Origin of the sequence: Brevibacillus sp. NPDC058079 (assembly GCF_042885155.1) — a bacterium.
Classification (GTDB): Bacteria; Bacillota; Bacilli; order Brevibacillales; family Brevibacillaceae; genus Brevibacillus.
Window position 1 is genome coordinate 323,672 of record NZ_JBHVSO010000007.1, and the last position, 16,283, is coordinate 339,954.

Below are 16,283 nucleotides of genomic sequence, written 5' to 3' on the forward strand. Positions count from 1 at the left end.
AACACACCACTCATAATTCAGGGTGGTGTGTTTTATACATAGAAGACTCTAATTTGAATTGATTTGATAGCCGTGATAGATGTTACCGATCACTTTCACATCTATCCCGAATAAACGAGATTTTTATAACGAGATAAGAAAGAGTTCCTTGGATCATAATCCAAAGCAAGGAGAACAAAGCCGTATTTGTCCCATTCTACAATCGCCAGATAGGATGGAATTGTTTCAACCAACATATGTGTTACTTGAACAACATCTCCAACATATATTTTTTGATTGCGGTTATCTACGCAACCTGTATAAGGCATTATTTTGATCGTCGAAAACCCCAAAACCCAATCCTGGTTGATTAGAGGGTAGTAAGCGGATACTCTTTGCTCGTCTAACATTAGCTTTGTAACGGTCATCATTATGATTCCGTTCCAGCAACGTACTCTAATGGAAACATAAGATCACTTCTCTCGTCATTTGCAGAAGTAAAGCCCTCTATTGAATAGAGAGCTTTAAATGATTACTCAAACACGCGCTTAGTCATATCAAGCAGGAAGTCTGCATCCGTACTGCCAACGTGTAAGAAGGAAATCACGCCATCTTTATTGATGAAATAAAGGGTTGGAGTCCATTTGGCTTTATAATCACGTACAAATGTATTTCCTTTATCGCCCGTAAGAATGTTCTTGTGTTCTGGAGAGTTAAGTTTTGTCAAGAATTCTCGTACTACACCGCTATTTTCCATTGGAAATACCTGAACAAGTGGAAGGTCGGGATGGTCTTTTTTGAACTTATCAATTTCAGGTTGAGTTTGAATGCAGGCACTACATGTTGTTTGTGCGATTTCTAAAATAAGATTCTTTCCTTTGAAATCACTAAGCTGAACTTCTTTTCCTTCCAAGTTGGTAAGTTTGAAGTCAGGTGCTTTTTGACCAATAAATCCTTTTGCGTAATTTCTGATGTCGTTATCAGGATACATCGTTTCGAAATCGATTTTTTCTGTAATGGCAGCAGAAGTTCCATCCGAATTTACGTTTTCTGCATTTAGGGTTTCTGTAGATGTTGACGCAGAAGTAGAACTTTGGTTTGTAGAATCTTTTCCTGTATTCAGGATATCCGTTTGCTCAGTAGAACAACCAGCAAGTGCAAACACACTCATGATTGCTCCGATGAATAAGGTTTTTTTTAACAATTTATAGCCCTCCTTTTATTAATTTCTTATGTGTTAAATAGCTTTTTTTCAAATCTCCCGAGTGAAAAGAGAGTTGGGTGTAATATATTGCGTCATCGATTGTTTTGAATGGTCGCGATTAGATAAACGACGTAATTGCGAAGTACAAAACTGCTAATTGGAGTCCTACCAAGACAAAAGAAACGGCTATCCCTATGACTGTCACCCATTTCAACTTTCGCCATTGCAGCGTCAACAAATTCCAAATCACATGAATGACAACTGCCCATGGTGCAACTATGAGATTGAACAATAAAGGGAAATTCCACCCCATGCCATCACCTCCTATTTATCACATCGATTATTGGGTTAAGTACATCATGTACTACTTCATAATCATCATCTTTAAGAAATACAACCATTCCAAAACACTGCATATCCTCTTCATACCAAGCAGGGTAAACCATTACTTCTCTTATAGATTCAATAACTTCACGAACCTTCCACATAGAGCCAATAGGATAATTATCATCAATGTGTATGTTAGATCTGATAATGTCGTTTACTTGAGCCTTAGTTGTCACTTTAAACACCTCACTTAAACGTTCGACCGTTTTTCTATATGATTTTCTTTCGCTTGCCTTCTGATATAAGAAAACTGATCGTCGGATAGGTATTGGATGAGTGTTTTTCTACCATTTATTTGTCATGTAATTACTTCGTTTTCTTGAAGCTTACTCATATCAGTGTATTCGTTCAATAATATTGCCCGATCAATTCTTAGTGTAAGCTCCATTTTGTTTCCCTCCCTATTCCCTCAATAAAATGATTATAGTAATATCATTGATTATAGTCAACGAATAATAGGTTTAGTCCTTCTTGAATATGATAAAGAAACTTTTAATCAGATAGGTTTCATTTGATCATGATTTTTTTAGAGGAGGAAACGTGGATGGAAAAAGGCGGGTTGTTAGGATTAACGTGTCTGGTATTTGAAGTTTCAAGCAGAATGTTATCGAAAAAACATCTTGAGATTAAAGAGTATTCGGGTAACAACTTGGATTTGGGAATTCCACAAGGGAATGGTCGTTTCAAGCTTGTGAAAGAAGATGAAATTATACGAGAATATTTGAATAAAGGATTAGGTATTTATTTGCGAGGGAAGGTATACTTTGCAGAGTCTGTGATCGATACAAGTGAGTCGTATAAAAAGTTTAAAAGAGAATTTGACAAAAGCCATGAGAAGATTGAGAAAAAATGTGTAACGTTTGCAGAGGGGTATCTTTTAAATGAAGTGTCCTCTCATCAAATTCCGATTATCAACAGTATAACCTCTTTATATGAAACGGGCCTTTTCACAGGTGAAAAAATGTTAGAAAAATTGAGTGCCTATTTGTCAGAAGAACAGATTGCCTATTTTTTGCATTTACGTTCTATGGAGAAACAAGTAAAACAAGATAGCAACGATCAAGCAGTTGCATAATCAAACAAAAAACCAGGGAACTCATGATGAGTTCCTTTTTTATTTGAAAAATAATAGTTATCAGCATAAACAATTGTACATAAAATATGGATTCCAAAACATAGCATCATCGATGCTGTCAACACCTATTTTGTCGATACAGATACGACAGAAACTCTATAGGAGGAAGTATTGCTTTTTTGTATTCTTATGAAAGAAAAAGACACGAAGGAGGCGTTTTACTTTGACACTATCAAATAAAGAACACGACGAAGTAATGAAAAACGAAAATATCGAGGAAGTTCTACGAAGCGAATTCGAGAATCAGGATGGTGTCGATATTTTCGCTGAGGAAGAGGATGCTTATGAAAAGTGCCATCTAACAGATGAAGAAAAAGATCAATATGCAAGAGAAAATGAATCGCTGGTGTTCTTTGTGGTGAAAATGTTTCAAAATTCAACTGTGGATTATGATGAGCTTGTTAGTATAGCAATGGTTGGATTTGCGAAAGCGTTGCATGCCTTTGACAAAAACCGGAATGTGAAATTCTCAACCTATGCAATTAACTGCATCAAGAATGAAATACTGTTTTTCCTTCGAAAAGAGCGGAATCATGTAAAAAATAGCATTTCTATGAACAGCGTCCTTTCGGTCGATAAAAACGGAAACAGTTTATCGTTGGAAGAAACAGTAAGTACGATGGATGTAGATGAAAGAAGTGTAGAGGATGGCATTGTACTCAATGGTGAAATTGAGTTATTACGAAAAGCACTAACCGATTTATCGAAAAAGGAACAATATATCATTACGTATCGTTATGGACTGGATCGTGGCATTATTAAAACGCAAAGAGAAATTGCCGATGCAATTGGAATGAGTCAAGCAAATGTAAGTAAAATCGAAAAAAACATTTTGGATAAAATCAAAAAAATCTTGAAAGATCGTTTCCAGATGACCGAGGAACTTTACGCATCGTAAACAATAACAAGGAGTATTTTTCGATTGAATCAAAAAATATTTCTTGTTATAATGACCGAAATTGACTATAAGCAACGAAATGCATAATATACATGTTAGTCAATAACAGTAGAGGAGGAATTAACGATGGAAAAACAGTGTTCTTTCTGTGGCAGAGAGGAAACTCTTCAAATGCCTGTAATTGAAGGGGCAGACGCATTTATTTGCAAAGAATGTGCGGAGACATGCGTTGAGGAAATGCAAACGCCCCAATATTCTCCTTCTAAAAATGGATTAAAGCCACACGAAATAAAGGAAGAGCTTGATCACTATGTAATTGGACAAGAAGAGGCAAAGAAGATTCTTTCTGTGGCAGCTTATAATCATTACAAGCGAATTAATTCGAAATCGAAAGTAGAAATCCAAAAATCGAACATTTTGATTACAGGTCCAACGGGTTCGGGGAAGACATACCTCATTGAAACTCTTTCCAAGGTGTTAGATGTTCCTCTGGTCATCGCTGATGCAACCTCCCTAACACAAGCAGGTTATGTTGGCGAAGATGTGGAGTCAGTTTTAGAAAAACTTTTGATTAAAGCTGACGGAAATGTCAGGAAAGCCGAACAAGGCATTGTGTATATCGATGAGATTGATAAGATTGCATCTTACGAAGTAAGTGGTCAAAAACGGACAAAGGATATTGCTGGTCAAGGTGTTCAAGAAAGCCTTCTGAAGATTATAGAAGGAAGCGAAATTCATCTTCAAGTAGGTAATCATTCAACGATGAAGCAAAGGGTTGTATTTAATACCAAAAATGTCCTGTTCATTTTTGGAGGAGCCTTTGTGGGCTTGCAAGAACTCATTAAGAAACGTATTACGGGTGTAACGAAAACATTAGGTTTTACAGCAACACCCGCTCAACAAGTAGAAAAGCAGGATAATGAAGTTACACAGCAAGACTTAGTTGAATTTGGTTTTATTCCTGAGTTTGTGGGGCGAATTCCTGTTACTGCAATGTTAAATTCATTGGATAAAAAAGATCTCATAAACATTCTTATTAAACCAAAAAATGCTGCTGTGAAGCAGTATCAAGCATTATTCAAAATGGACGGGGTAAAACTATCTTTCCATAAAAGTGCTATTGAGTATATCGCTGAGGAGGCTTTGAAAAAGAATGTAGGAGCGAGAGGACTAAAAGGGATTGTAGAAAAGAAGATGTATGATCTTATGTACTATCTCCCACAACAAAACCATATTGATAGCATTACGATCACAAAAGAAATGTTGGTGGGTAATTCCTTAATGGATTCCATTCAAGATCAACTTGCAAGTTAGTATCTGATTTTTGAAATTAGATGGGAATAGGTGAGTTAGGGGAAAAAATAGTGTGTAGATTTGTCTGAAACTATCAACTATATATGAATAATTTACCCTTTTAGGGCGCGAAAATATTCGCGCTCTTTTTTTGTGTTTACTAAAGAAAGCTTCGACAAAAGAAAATTATAAAAATCACTACTTGCGAGTAGAAGAATTACATAACAAAAAGATTGATGAAGTAGTTTTGAAGATCAAGCTGTTGCATATAGTAAATGATCAATGATTGTCATCATTTATTTAATAGCGAGATCAGGATGAACTACATTGCAAAAATAAATGGTAGAGGAGGTGAGTGAGATGGTAGCAAGTTTCAAGAAAAATACAGCATTGATGCTATTGATTGGACTTATTGTGGCGTTATTTGTTTCATTTGTACCGACAAACGTTGCATTTGCGGACGGAGATATTCCAAAAGTAATAGTCAATGACAATGGAGGCATTACGATCGATGGCGGTGGATTCAAACAAGATTCTGGGAAATCGTCTTGGAACCAAATTATTGAGAAATACCGTGGTTTCATTGTCGGTATCTCAGGTATTGCGGCAATCACGATGGTTGTGATCTTCATTATCCAATTCCTCAAATTGGGTGCATCCGCTGGAAACCCTCAAGCTCGTAGCCAAGCACTTACTGGAGTTTTGTGGTCTGGTATTGCCGCAGCAGGTCTTGGTGCAGTTTCTTTGATCGTAGGTCTTTTCTACAACGCAATTTAATAGTGAGTTGTGTTGCGAAAACACCTGAAAGTAGTTAAACGAACAATTTAAGCCACTGAAGGAGGTGAACAGTGTCAATGGCTTCCACAAGGAGGCTATTGACACTTTTTCGTTATGAGTAGTTATCAAGTTCCACCAGATATGAATGAAAAAGAAAAAGTAATTGGCGGGATTCTTAACATCAATCAGTTCTTTTGGGTGTTAGGAGGATTGCTTATCGGAGCGGGTGCATTTGCTTTATTTGCTCAGATATTCGGTGCTGCCATCAGTTTAATCCTGGCAATCCCAATTTGTCTTATTGGTACACCCTTCGCCATTTATAAGAAAAACGGTCTGACGCTGTACCAGTATTTAACGTACAAAAGGAAATTCAAAAACAAGGTTCATAAGTTGCCTAACATACGGAAAGAGGTGAAATTTTAATGCTACCAGTGATTATCGTACTTGGTTTTCTTGCCATGGTGGGAGGAATGGCATTCCTTGTCTTTCGACAACTTCAAAAGACAGACCCTACTAAAGTTGATACATCCGTTCAAGATTCTATTTCAACAGCGCAAGAGTTTCTCCCATTCGAAGATATTCGAGATGGAATGATTGTGCTTGGAGGACATAAATATCGCGCAGTTATTGAATGTTCTTCTACCAATTACAATCTGAAAACAGAACGTGAAAAAGAAATTATCGAACTTGCTTTTCAACGTTTTGTTAACTCTTTTACACATCCTGTTACTTTCTATATTCAAACAAAGGTTATTGACAACACGAAAATGCTTGAAAGTTTGAATGAGGAGATTCAGGAATCGGTTACAGCCTTTCCTCAATTAGAGCAATATGGGAGCCTCTATTTCAATGAAATGGCGGGTCTTAATTCTTATATTGGGAACAACAAGCAAAAGAAAAAATATCTCATTATTCCATTTGATGAGGCAATTAATCTGGGCGATCTTTCAGAAACAGAGAAGTTTGATTTTTCATCCAAAGAGTTATATAACAGAGCCTCTATTTTAGTGGACGGCTTGGGGACAATTGGCGTAAAAGCAAAAATTCTGGATACAAAGGAGCTTGCTGAGTTAGTTTTCTCTACTTATCACAAAGACAACTACACGCATGTAGAAAATGTGGTTAATGGTGAATTCCTGACGTTATTGACTGAAGGTGAAAATAACCGCATGGATACGATCACGGAAGACGCTCGTTTGGATTGGATTTTGTATGAATCTCAAATGAGAATTCAGAATGAATTGATGAATGCTCAAGTTCCTGATTTTATGCGAAATTCATTTGAAGAGGTTATTCGTGAATTGGATGCTCTACGAGATAAGACCAGTGGATATTATAAACAAAGAGATGTTGCTTATAATCAATCATTAGACGATGTTGACTCGGTTGGCAATGACTCGATTGTATTACAAAAAGGATAAAAAGGAGGGATGTAGCTAATGGGCATTTTTAATAAAAAGAAAGCACAAAAAACGATAGTTAATGAAGATCCAAAAGAAAATAAGGATGCGGGTGTTTTAGGAAGAGGCATACGTACAGTAAAAGACCTGTTTGCGCCACCATCTTTTGATCGTAGCAATGAAAATCATATGAAAGTGGGCAGTAAGCATGTTCGTTCTTTTGTAATGAATGGTTTTCCAGCAAGCGTTGGTGTTGGTTGGTTGGATCAATTGTTCAATTATGAAGGCGACATGGATACAGCCATTTATGTTGAGCCAACAGATGAACGAACAGCGCTTGATGAGCTGACGGCAAAAATCACACAATTTGAGGCGCAACTACAAATGGAAATGCAAAAAGGGAATATCAGAAACATCACTCGTTTGAAAAATATTGTTACACAACTTTATGACCAACGTGAGCGTTTGGAACAAAACTATGAAAATTTGTTCCATGTGCAAATTGCATCTAACTTGTACGCTGAGACAGCAGAAGAATTAGATAAAGAAACGCAAAAATTGGATAACAAATTGAAAGGACGAAAGATGTTCCATATGCCTGTGTATCTTAGACAGGATGACGGGTATAAGACGGTTCTACCGTTTGGGAAGACGTATCTTCCAGATAAATTTCGGAATTTCAATTCTGGTGCGCTAACCGCTTGTTTCCCATTTTACAACAGTGAAGTGTCTCATAAGACGGGGGTTTTCTGTGGAGTAAACCTTTCGACAATGACACCTGTTCTCATAGATTTTTATGATCGTAAGAAGCTCAATAATGGAAACTTAACAGTATTTGGTCAAGCAGGGTCTGGTAAAACCTTTTTTGTTTCTTTATTAACATTGCGTTCGGCTTTGAAAGGAGTTAGGACGGTTATCATCGATCCAGAAGGTGAGTACAAGAAATTGACTAAGGCTGTTGGTGGCAGTCACATTTACATTGCACCTGAAAGTAACACGCACATTAATCCTTTTGACCTGGAAGAGGAGGATCTTACAGAAGAAGATATCCGAGAAGGAAAACCAGAAGTAGACATTAAGAGCAAGGTTTCTGACGTTTTAAACTTGATTGGTGTAATGGCAGGCGGATTAACACCAGAACAAAGAAGCATTGTTTCCTACGTTATTACTGAATTATATCAAGAACGAGGATTTAATGAAGATCGACGTAGCTTATACAGTACGGATCCAATTTTTAATGAAGAAACGGGAGAGTTTTATCATGACGGAATGAAAAAGAGGATGCCAACATTCTCGGATTTCCATGAGAAATTGGAAGGGTTAGTAAATAAAGAGGGTAACAAAGATTTGAAAAGTCTTTCAAATGCTTTGAAGATGTTTAAAAAAGGCGGCGTTTACGATATGTTCGACTGCCAAACATCTGAAGACTTGAAAGATTTTAAGAATTCACCAATCGTGACATTCGATATCTCCCGTTTGGAAGAAAGCGTACTGCGTCCAATTGGAATGTACATTGCTCTTTCTTGGACATGGGAGAAATTCGTTAAGAAAAATCCTGAGATCAAGAAGCGAATCGTTTGTGATGAAGCTTGGATGCTTGTGAACAAAAACATGGCTGGGAATGAATATACGGCTCAATTCCTTGAGACTGCGGCACGTCGTATCCGTAAGCGGAATGGTGGACTCTTGGTTGCTTCGCAAAACTTTATTGAGTTTGCAAATAATGAGCAAGGAAAAGCGGTGTTGACAAACGCTGTTGTAAACATTTTCTTGCGCCAAGATGCAACCGATATTGATGCTGTTCAGGATACCTTCAAGTTATCTGATGGGGAACGAAACTTCCTTCTAACTGCGAAAAAAGGGGAATTGCTGATCAAGATGAACGGCGAAAGCTCTGTCGCATACGCGATGTCCTTCCCATATGAGCAGGAACTTATTTCGAAAGCGTATGTTTCGAAAGATTAAAAACTGAAAGAAAGGAGGTCAGTTCATGAAGTTTCAATCATTAAAAAGAGGATGTGCTACGTTGTTGGCACTCCTCTTTATACTCAGTGCATTTCTATCACCTGTAAAGTCAAATGCTCACGAAGCGTACTTTTTTCAAGTGTTAATTGACGAAAACCAATACCTTTATCAAGGCAACATTTTAGCAGATGATGCCGATTGGTTGGGCAGTGAAACCGGACACATGGAAGCTCAATTTGGTGACTTTTCGGAGCTGATTAAAAATCCGTATCGGAATATACCACAAAAAGGCAATAAGGTGGAGGAAACGAAAGTTTCTTCTCAGCAACCGTTACCATTTACATTTTCTCCAGAGGAAAAGGGAGATTCGTGGTTTGATGATAAACCCGTAAATGATGCATCCAAAGAAGATGTGGATCGTGCTTATTTTGTTAAAGACACATTGATTCCATCGCTGAACGATGCCCTGAGACTTTTGAACAACAACAAAGAATTTGAAGATATGGCTGAGCTTCTTGCCATGTCTTCAAAACTCGGAGACGCAGTAAAAAATGGATCGGGTCAAATTGGAGAATACTCTATTCGCAAAGGTAGAGCTTCATATAGTTCTTCTGAACCTACGATTGACAAGAAAACGGGTATTGGAAAGAACGATTATATCACCATTAGTAAAATGGATAAGAATACACCTGTTGAATATGAATTTGTCTATCAAGTTGTAAAAGGTTATAAGTCCAAAGGAAATTGGGACAACAAAGTTTATAATCCTGCTTACAATCATGATGGTGATGCAGAATATATGACATGGAACATGGTTATGTACCAAGCCGTGTATGCTTACAGTGCAAAGGGAATGACAGCAAAAGACGGAGCAAAAATTGCGAAACCAGGCGCATTGGAAGAGGCTGTTACGTGGCTGTTCGAAAGTCTATATAACGGAATTCGAAACTTGCTTGGGTTGTTTTCCTTGGGAGAATTGATTTATAACGATGGTATTCGGGGATCTTCTGCCTGGCATTATGGAGTTATGCCGATGTCTTGGGAGAAAAACGTAATGCTCTATCATTGGATTTTCCAAGCGATTGCGTGGACGATTATTAGTTTCTCCATTGCGAAGCTGTTAATAACTCGAAATATATCGACAATCAACCCATCTATGAGGGTTTCGTTGATTGAAGGGTTACAGGATCTTTTAATTACTGGTTTGATTCTGGCGTTTATTATGCCAATCATCAATTTGTTGATGAATTTTAATATGAAGATTGTGGACGTGTTTGCAGCAGTTGGACCTGATTTGGATAAAGTAATGGGCGTAAATAATTATTCAAATCTGCTTGCGGGTGTAATCATTCAATTTTTCTTCTTATTCATTGCAATCTATTTAAACTATACGTACATTATCCGTTCGATTACCGTTGCTGTTTTAACTGCAATGGCTCCCTTGTTTGTAATTACACTGTCCTTGGGAGGAAAATGGAAAGGTTTGTTTAGTCAATGGATGAAAGAACTTGTGTCTAATATCTTCTTGCAAAGTTTTCATGCTTTTATCTTAGGGTTTCTGTTCATCTCAACCATTTCTTCTCGTGGGATTGAGGCATTAGTTGTTTGCTTTTCACTTATTCCGTTAACAGAGTTCTTCCGTAGCATGATGATGGGTCAAGCGGGTGGAATCGCAAGTCGCGTGGGAATGGGAACTGTTGTAGCAGGTGCAGCTCTGATGATGGGTGCTGGAGACAAAGCGATGTCTATGGGTCAAAAACGTGTTCAAAATAGCAACGGTCAATCTGGTTCCCAATCTGGCTCACAAAATGGAGGAACAACGAATAATGCAGGTTCGGATTTGAAAACAGGAAACAGTGACCGCCTTCGCAATAACAATGGAGCTGTAGATTCCAGAACCATGAACCAAGATAGACGAAATGCAATGCTTGATAAGGAAGTTCCACTGGATATTGCTCAAAAGGGTAGTGATTCAGCAGACTTTAAGCAGTTTGTTGGTGGAGAAGTGCAGTCAGAGAAAGCCGTAAAAATGGCTGATTTTAAAGACAACCTAAAATCAGATTACTTGAGCAAAGAGGGTATTTCTGGAATGGTGCAAGGAGTTGGTAAAGCGGCACTTGGAGCAACGGCGATGGCTGCTGGAGCGGGTTATGCTTTAGCATTCGGTGCTGAGAACGCTGGTGCGGCAAATGCTGGAGCAAAAGTTGCTGGTTCAGGTGGAAGGCTCGCATACAGTAGCGGCAAATCTGGTATGAACAAGGTATCGTCTGATATCTCAACGGGTATATCCTTGAAAGCACCTACTGCACCTAACTCAACAACTCAAGGGACATCTACTCCTGCTACACCTACTCCTTCCAATCAGGGGGCAATGCTTGATCATTCAAGTGCGGTATGGCAAAGAAGTCTTCCAAATGGAGATTCACAAGTTCATCGAGATGGAACAGTATTAAGCGAGCAGGGTATCCTTCGTGCAAATGACGATTCCTATAAAAATGCCGTGTATACCTATGATGTGAACAAGTTGAATGAGGTTGATTCTGCGCAGATCCAATCCTATGCCAACACTTTCCGTAGTGGAGATGCTCAACAAATAGAACATCTACGTTCTCAAGGTGTTGAACGGGTAGCTATGAACGCAGACGGACAATATATGGTTTCCTACAATCAAGTGGGTAAAAACAAATTAGGCATTCAATCTGTACAAACGATGGGTGACGGACGAATTGTGGAAACCAAATCAAGTTCCCAACCAATGTCTACGAGAGTGACGTTTGATGTGACAAAGGCTCCACCTAAACCACAACATGCGAATGCAGAGCCACAACGTTCTAAAATCGTTGACCCAAATGGTAATCCATTCATGGTTTCACCTGGAGGGGGTAACTATCCTCCAAAATCCGCAACACCAACAATAGGTGTACATCGAGTTAATCAAACAACCGGAGGAAACAGAGGTCAAAACTCGAATCCGAGCGCAATGGCATAATAAAATGGGCTGTTCTACGAGTAGATTCACTACTTGAGGAACAGTCCATTTTTTTGATTTCTTCAATAGAAAGAAGCACGTTTGATCAAGGAGACTTCTTTTTTAAGAATCGGTTCTCCATTTCAATTCGTTATGATTCAACGACTTTTCGAGTACAAGAAAGGATACGAAAAATTTGGAAGAAAGGGGGAGAAATCCTGTGAACTACAATGGTAACGAACATGATAATCCAATGGGCGATGTGGCAAAAGATGTCGGGGATAAAGCCGCTGACGTTGGAAAAAAAGGAGCAAAGATGCTTGCAAAAAAAGCAGGTTCAATGGTCAAAAAGGCAGTGGTTGCTGCTGCAAAAAAAGCTGCTGCTGCTCTTGGTAAAGCTATTTTATCTGCCCTTGCCGCTGTCGCCCCTTACGTTGGTATTGCCCTTTTAATACTTTTTGTGATTGTTGCTGGTTGGTATATTTTGTTTGAAAGTAGAGGGGCAGAGAGCAATTATTCGATGGGAAGAGAAGCCGAAAACAAGACCTCATATAATGACAAGGGATACTTTTCAACATCAGAAATGTCAGGGAAAAACAAAGCCATTGTTGAATTTTATAATTATTTCGGGACAAGAGCTTACCGTCAAATTATAGGAGAAGATAATACGAAACTTGAAAAACCAGAGGATACAGAAGTTAGGGACTATTACAAACAAGAGAAGTTATTCTCAATAAATCCAAACTTTCTCTTTGTTTTAGATGAATTCATCTTTAAAGGAGAGTTTCGTTATCCAGAGCAGTTTGTCAAACCTGTTCATTACGATCCAGATAAATTGTCGTTGAAGCAACTCATAGATGAAAAAGGTAACGTAGTTGCAGAATCGGTTAAGTATGACCCTAAAACTGGATTAAAAACGGAGGAGAAAGAAAAGTCTGTTCATGATTATGGAGTGGGATCAATTTTCAAATATAAAGAAGACGAAGTTCTGCGAACCGTTGAAGGATTTTACACGCAAAAAGAGGTTTATGACAAAGGCTGTGATTGTGTAAGAACTGATTCCATTAAAGAACCATTTAATGAAATCATGCATGAGTATCCTCAAAAAATATGGCTCATTGATAAGGCTATAACATTTGCAATGGATGTGAAGTTGGCTTATGAAAAACAAAAAGTAGCAATCGAAGGATTGAAAAATGGAAAGACTAATGATCCAAAAACCGATTTAATTAAAGTCTGGTACATGGACTACGATGTGTACAAAACAGTATGTAACAAAAATGGGTGTTATGAGGTTTTTGTGAAAACTGTGCCGTTGTACAAATATCGGGAAGGTTACGTCTATGAAACAAAGCCAGTTCCCGTACCGCATAAAAACGAAGAAACAAAGTATGGCTTAAAGTACGTAAAAGATTACATGTATTTCTTTAATACCTGGGTTCCTGAATCAGTTATGAAGGAATTTGATTTTCATGCGCGTACAGGTCAGATTATAAATACCGATTTGGATGTAGGTTCAAAGCTCGACAGCGAAAACTTCCGAAGGGCATTGCAATATTTAGATATCATTCAACAGTATGCGGAAGATTATGGCGTAGATCCCTACATTATTGTGGCATTAATTTCTCAAGAATCAGGCGGGAATCCAAATGTAGAAGATGGGCTAATGCAGATTGTTGGTGATGGCTATCGAGCTGTAACAGCCAAAAATGTGCGAACGGGTCAAACAGATACATTTGCAGTCAATAGTGAAGAAGATCGACGAGATCCAGAAACAGCAATCCATTGGGGTATTATGTATTTCGCCAATAAACTGAGTAGGTTTGACGGAGACAATCTGAAAGCTCTCCAATCCTACAACGTTGATGTGAGTGGTTATATTATGGAGCATTATCCCGAAGCATGGGCGACAACAGATTGGATGAACTATCGAGAAGAAGCTCGTCTTTACTATGGTCAAAAGGAAGGCTATGGAGTAACGCGAAGCGCGAGTTACGATTGTGCTCCCGACATAGCAAAAGAATCTGGAACGATCTATGGTGATGTTTGTTATATAGAACATGTTCTTCGTTATTATGCTGGAGATGCAATGGATGGCTTGGAAGGACACGATAAAGACACACCAGATAACGGAGTTGTAGACTTCTTCAAACAGTTGTTCGGCATTAAACAAAAAGAATATGCCGAGGACGAAAAGAGAAGTAATTTCGAACATCATATGGGTCAGATGGAAGTAGATTGGACAATAAAATCTGCAACAACATTCGATAAAAAGATACTATTCTCCGAGGTAGGTAATACAGAAGAGATGAACTTTTGGGATGATGGATTCTCTACTACCAATGGAAACTTAACCGCAGAACAATTCAGCAGCATGGTTCCTGGTTCAGATGGTTACATTTCTCCACTCAATCTTCCAAACGTTCGAGTTAGTTCTGGATTTGGTTCTCGTATTGATCCAGTCACTCATCAAAAGGGAGCTTTCCATAAAGGAGTCGACGTTGCTGTACCAATTGGAACACCACTTTATGCAATTGCAGATGGAACGGTAGAAGCGGCAGGACCTGCCAGTGGATTCGGTCTATGGGTGGTTATTCGATTAGACGATGGAGCAAAGACGGTTTATGGTCACATCGATAGCTATACGGTGAAAGTAGGAGATAAAGTTAAACAAGGGAAGTTGGTTGCGTTTTCGGGAAATCGTGGAAAATCGACTGGACCGCATCTTCACTTTGAATATTATTTGAATGGGAAGCCAATTGATCCATATCACATTGTCATGCGGAAAGCGAAATAAGCGAATTAGATTGGGGTCATCCTCAATCTTTTTTGTTTTTTCTTATAAGTGTCATCGAACCTCACTATAATATAAAATCCAAATTTCCGTAGGAGGTGAGCATCATGAAAAGAAAAATGAATCTGTTGGTGATTGTAGCAATCGTGTTTGCAATGCTTCTTTCTTTTACTTCCGTTGCCTTTGCTCAATCTCCACAAGGACAAATACAAAGTTTCTCGACTCAAGGGATAGAATCATCTTCGCAATCGGGAAAGTTGGATCAAATTAAAATTACTTCTGATCCAAAAGTAAATAATGGAGTGCCAAATGTCCAATTACCGAATGTTCAAATTCAGCAGGCTGAGAAGTGGGTAGAACGTAAAGGCTTTGAAGTGGTTGGATTACTGCAAAAGTTTGTTCAACCATTTGCCATTGCCATCTTCATTATTTGCGCGATGCTGTCCCTTGTGGGTTCTTTCGGCAACTCAAATTTAGTAGGAAAAGGCATTGTGGGAATGATCATCTCAGTTCTTATGTATGCAATTGTCTTATCAGCTCCAGAATTTATTGACTATATAAATGCCTGGTTAAAGAGCTAATCATACAAGATGAAACGAACAAGAGTCTTAGCTGAGCTAAGGCTTTTTTGTTTATACCTAAGACGTGGTTCGAACCATTTTTTATATCGACAATAGACCACTTTTGATAATATGGCGCTTATAAAGGATGTAAAGGATGTGGATGAAATGAAAAAACAAGTACCTGAAAAGGGATATGTCTTTCTTTCCGTTCAGAATGTTGGGGAAGATAATCATTCGTTAAACGGGGTAATTATCAAAACAAATCTGGATTTCAAAATCATAGATGTCATGGAAACAGTGGTATTTACAAAGGAGACAGTAGAGTGGATAAGCAAGACGATTGAGAATCCACTTGATTATCGATTTGTAAGTGCTACTTATGAAGATTTTGCTATGTTTTCAAAGCAACTTGAAAAATACGTGAATGAGTTGCCAAGAGATTTTGTGCGGATTGTAAAGAGCCGATTCTGGAATATACAAAGCGAGGTTGTGTATCGATTAAAATGTCCAGCTGATTTTCGATTGGAGCAATTGAGTGAGCTATATGGATTAACAACTAATTCGCACCCAATGATACATGTGCGCGAATGTTTGCAACTTGTAGAAATTGCGAGAGCGTACTGGTTCGATAAAATGACAAATAACAGAATCATAGAAGGTGGATACGAGAAATTGCTTCGAGCTAAATACGCGACGCAATCAACAGACAAACTTATGGATGTAGCGTTTCGAAAAGGATATAAATTAACGTTTGTTAAAGGCTTATTTTGGGGAGATCAGGTTATTCATTTAACCGCTAACAAAGAAGGAAGTAGCTTTGATTTTGTTGGAGAAAACGTGCAGTCAGTGCTTACCGAACTAAGGCTTAAACTTTTTCACGAGATAAATTGAATATGAGTTATTGGTTGATTTATTGCCGC

15 protein-coding genes are annotated in these 16,283 nt (G+C 38.2%); 11 read left to right on the forward strand and 4 right to left on the reverse strand.

The genetic code is table 11. The annotated features are described in order from the left end of the window. Positions 1–101 precede the first annotated feature (101 nt). The 4 genes from ACFVS2_RS21980 to ACFVS2_RS21995 form a co-directional block, all read right to left on the reverse strand. Positions 102–407 carry a YopX family protein gene (locus ACFVS2_RS21980; RefSeq protein ID WP_390237695.1) on the reverse strand — a complete coding sequence of 102 codons (306 nt, stop codon included), beginning with the start codon at positions 405–407 and terminating at the stop codon, positions 102–104. A gap of 104 nt (positions 408–511) precedes the next feature. Next, entirely contained in the window at positions 512–1,183 is a 672-nt protein-coding gene (locus ACFVS2_RS21985) for a TlpA family protein disulfide reductase (RefSeq protein WP_390237697.1), read from the reverse strand. A 118-nt stretch (positions 1,184–1,301) separates the two neighbouring features. After that, positions 1,302–1,496 carry a hypothetical protein gene (locus ACFVS2_RS21990; protein WP_390237699.1) on the reverse strand — a complete coding sequence of 65 codons (195 nt, stop codon included), beginning with the start codon at positions 1,494–1,496 and terminating at the stop codon, positions 1,302–1,304. A gap of 4 nt (positions 1,497–1,500) precedes the next feature. Next, positions 1,501–1,746, reverse strand: coding sequence for a hypothetical protein (locus tag ACFVS2_RS21995; RefSeq protein ID WP_390237701.1), 246 nt, complete (start codon positions 1,744–1,746; stop codon positions 1,501–1,503). A 368-nt stretch (positions 1,747–2,114) separates the two neighbouring features. Here ACFVS2_RS21995 and ACFVS2_RS22000 point away from each other — a divergent pair, with 368 nt between their 5' ends. The 11 genes from ACFVS2_RS22000 to ACFVS2_RS22050 all read left to right on the forward strand — a co-directional run bounded on the left by ACFVS2_RS22000 (position 2,115) and on the right by ACFVS2_RS22050 (position 16,254). Next, positions 2,115–2,645 carry a hypothetical protein gene (locus ACFVS2_RS22000; RefSeq protein ID WP_390237703.1) on the forward strand — a complete coding sequence of 177 codons (531 nt, stop codon included), beginning with the start codon at positions 2,115–2,117 and terminating at the stop codon, positions 2,643–2,645. Between the two features lie 223 nt (positions 2,646–2,868). Further along, positions 2,869–3,603, forward strand: a complete 735-nt coding sequence (locus tag ACFVS2_RS22005; protein ID WP_390237706.1) for a sigma-70 family RNA polymerase sigma factor — start codon at positions 2,869–2,871, stop codon at positions 3,601–3,603. Positions 3,604–3,729: 126 nt separating this feature from the next. Continuing rightward, positions 3,730–4,917 (forward strand): ATP-dependent Clp protease ATP-binding subunit ClpX, encoded by a 1,188-nt coding sequence (gene clpX / locus ACFVS2_RS22010; protein WP_390237708.1) that lies wholly within the window; start codon positions 3,730–3,732, stop codon positions 4,915–4,917. Positions 4,918–5,256: 339 nt separating this feature from the next. Then, positions 5,257–5,673 carry a hypothetical protein gene (locus ACFVS2_RS22015; protein ID WP_390237710.1) on the forward strand — a complete coding sequence of 139 codons (417 nt, stop codon included), beginning with the start codon at positions 5,257–5,259 and terminating at the stop codon, positions 5,671–5,673. 114 nt (positions 5,674–5,787) lie between these two features. Next, entirely contained in the window at positions 5,788–6,096 is a 309-nt protein-coding gene (locus tag ACFVS2_RS22020) for a PrgI family protein (RefSeq protein WP_390237712.1), read from the forward strand. Next, complete coding sequence (locus ACFVS2_RS22025) at positions 6,096–7,094, forward strand: hypothetical protein (RefSeq protein ID WP_390237714.1); 999 nt, start codon at positions 6,096–6,098, stop codon at positions 7,092–7,094. The genes ACFVS2_RS22020 and ACFVS2_RS22025 overlap by 1 nt, the downstream gene beginning before the upstream one ends. A gap of 18 nt (positions 7,095–7,112) precedes the next feature. Further along, on the forward strand, positions 7,113–9,038 hold the full coding sequence (locus tag ACFVS2_RS22030; protein ID WP_390237716.1) for a VirB4 family type IV secretion system protein: 1,926 nt from the start codon (positions 7,113–7,115) through the stop codon (positions 9,036–9,038). Between the two features lie 25 nt (positions 9,039–9,063). Next, entirely contained in the window at positions 9,064–12,027 is a 2,964-nt protein-coding gene (locus ACFVS2_RS22035) for a hypothetical protein (protein ID WP_390237719.1), read from the forward strand. Positions 12,028–12,226: 199 nt separating this feature from the next. After that, entirely contained in the window at positions 12,227–14,803 is a 2,577-nt protein-coding gene (locus ACFVS2_RS22040; protein WP_390237722.1) for a peptidoglycan DD-metalloendopeptidase family protein, read from the forward strand. A gap of 104 nt (positions 14,804–14,907) precedes the next feature. Then, complete coding sequence (locus tag ACFVS2_RS22045) at positions 14,908–15,381, forward strand: hypothetical protein (RefSeq protein ID WP_390237725.1); 474 nt, start codon at positions 14,908–14,910, stop codon at positions 15,379–15,381. 147 nt (positions 15,382–15,528) lie between these two features. Further along, positions 15,529–16,254, forward strand: a complete 726-nt coding sequence (locus tag ACFVS2_RS22050; protein ID WP_390237727.1) for a hypothetical protein — start codon at positions 15,529–15,531, stop codon at positions 16,252–16,254. Positions 16,255–16,283 lie beyond the last annotated feature (29 nt).

Coding starts and splice junctions, on each gene's coding strand:
- ACFVS2_RS21980 (WP_390237695.1), bottom strand. CDS start 407: ATGACCGTTACAAAGCTAATGTTAGACGAGCAAAGAGTATCCGCTTAC.
- ACFVS2_RS22015 (WP_390237710.1), top strand. CDS start 5,257: ATGGTAGCAAGTTTCAAGAAAAATACAGCATTGATGCTATTGATTGGA.
- ACFVS2_RS22050 (WP_390237727.1), top strand. CDS start 15,529: ATGAAAAAACAAGTACCTGAAAAGGGATATGTCTTTCTTTCCGTTCAG.
- ACFVS2_RS21990 (WP_390237699.1), bottom strand. CDS start 1,496: ATGGGGTGGAATTTCCCTTTATTGTTCAATCTCATAGTTGCACCATGG.
- ACFVS2_RS22000 (WP_390237703.1), top strand. CDS start 2,115: ATGGAAAAAGGCGGGTTGTTAGGATTAACGTGTCTGGTATTTGAAGTT.
- ACFVS2_RS22035 (WP_390237719.1), top strand. CDS start 9,064: ATGAAGTTTCAATCATTAAAAAGAGGATGTGCTACGTTGTTGGCACTC.
- ACFVS2_RS22025 (WP_390237714.1), top strand. CDS start 6,096: ATGCTACCAGTGATTATCGTACTTGGTTTTCTTGCCATGGTGGGAGGA.
- ACFVS2_RS22020 (WP_390237712.1), top strand. CDS start 5,788: ATGAGTAGTTATCAAGTTCCACCAGATATGAATGAAAAAGAAAAAGTA.
- ACFVS2_RS22045 (WP_390237725.1), top strand. CDS start 14,908: ATGAAAAGAAAAATGAATCTGTTGGTGATTGTAGCAATCGTGTTTGCA.
- ACFVS2_RS22030 (WP_390237716.1), top strand. CDS start 7,113: ATGGGCATTTTTAATAAAAAGAAAGCACAAAAAACGATAGTTAATGAA.
- clpX (WP_390237708.1), top strand. CDS start 3,730: ATGGAAAAACAGTGTTCTTTCTGTGGCAGAGAGGAAACTCTTCAAATG.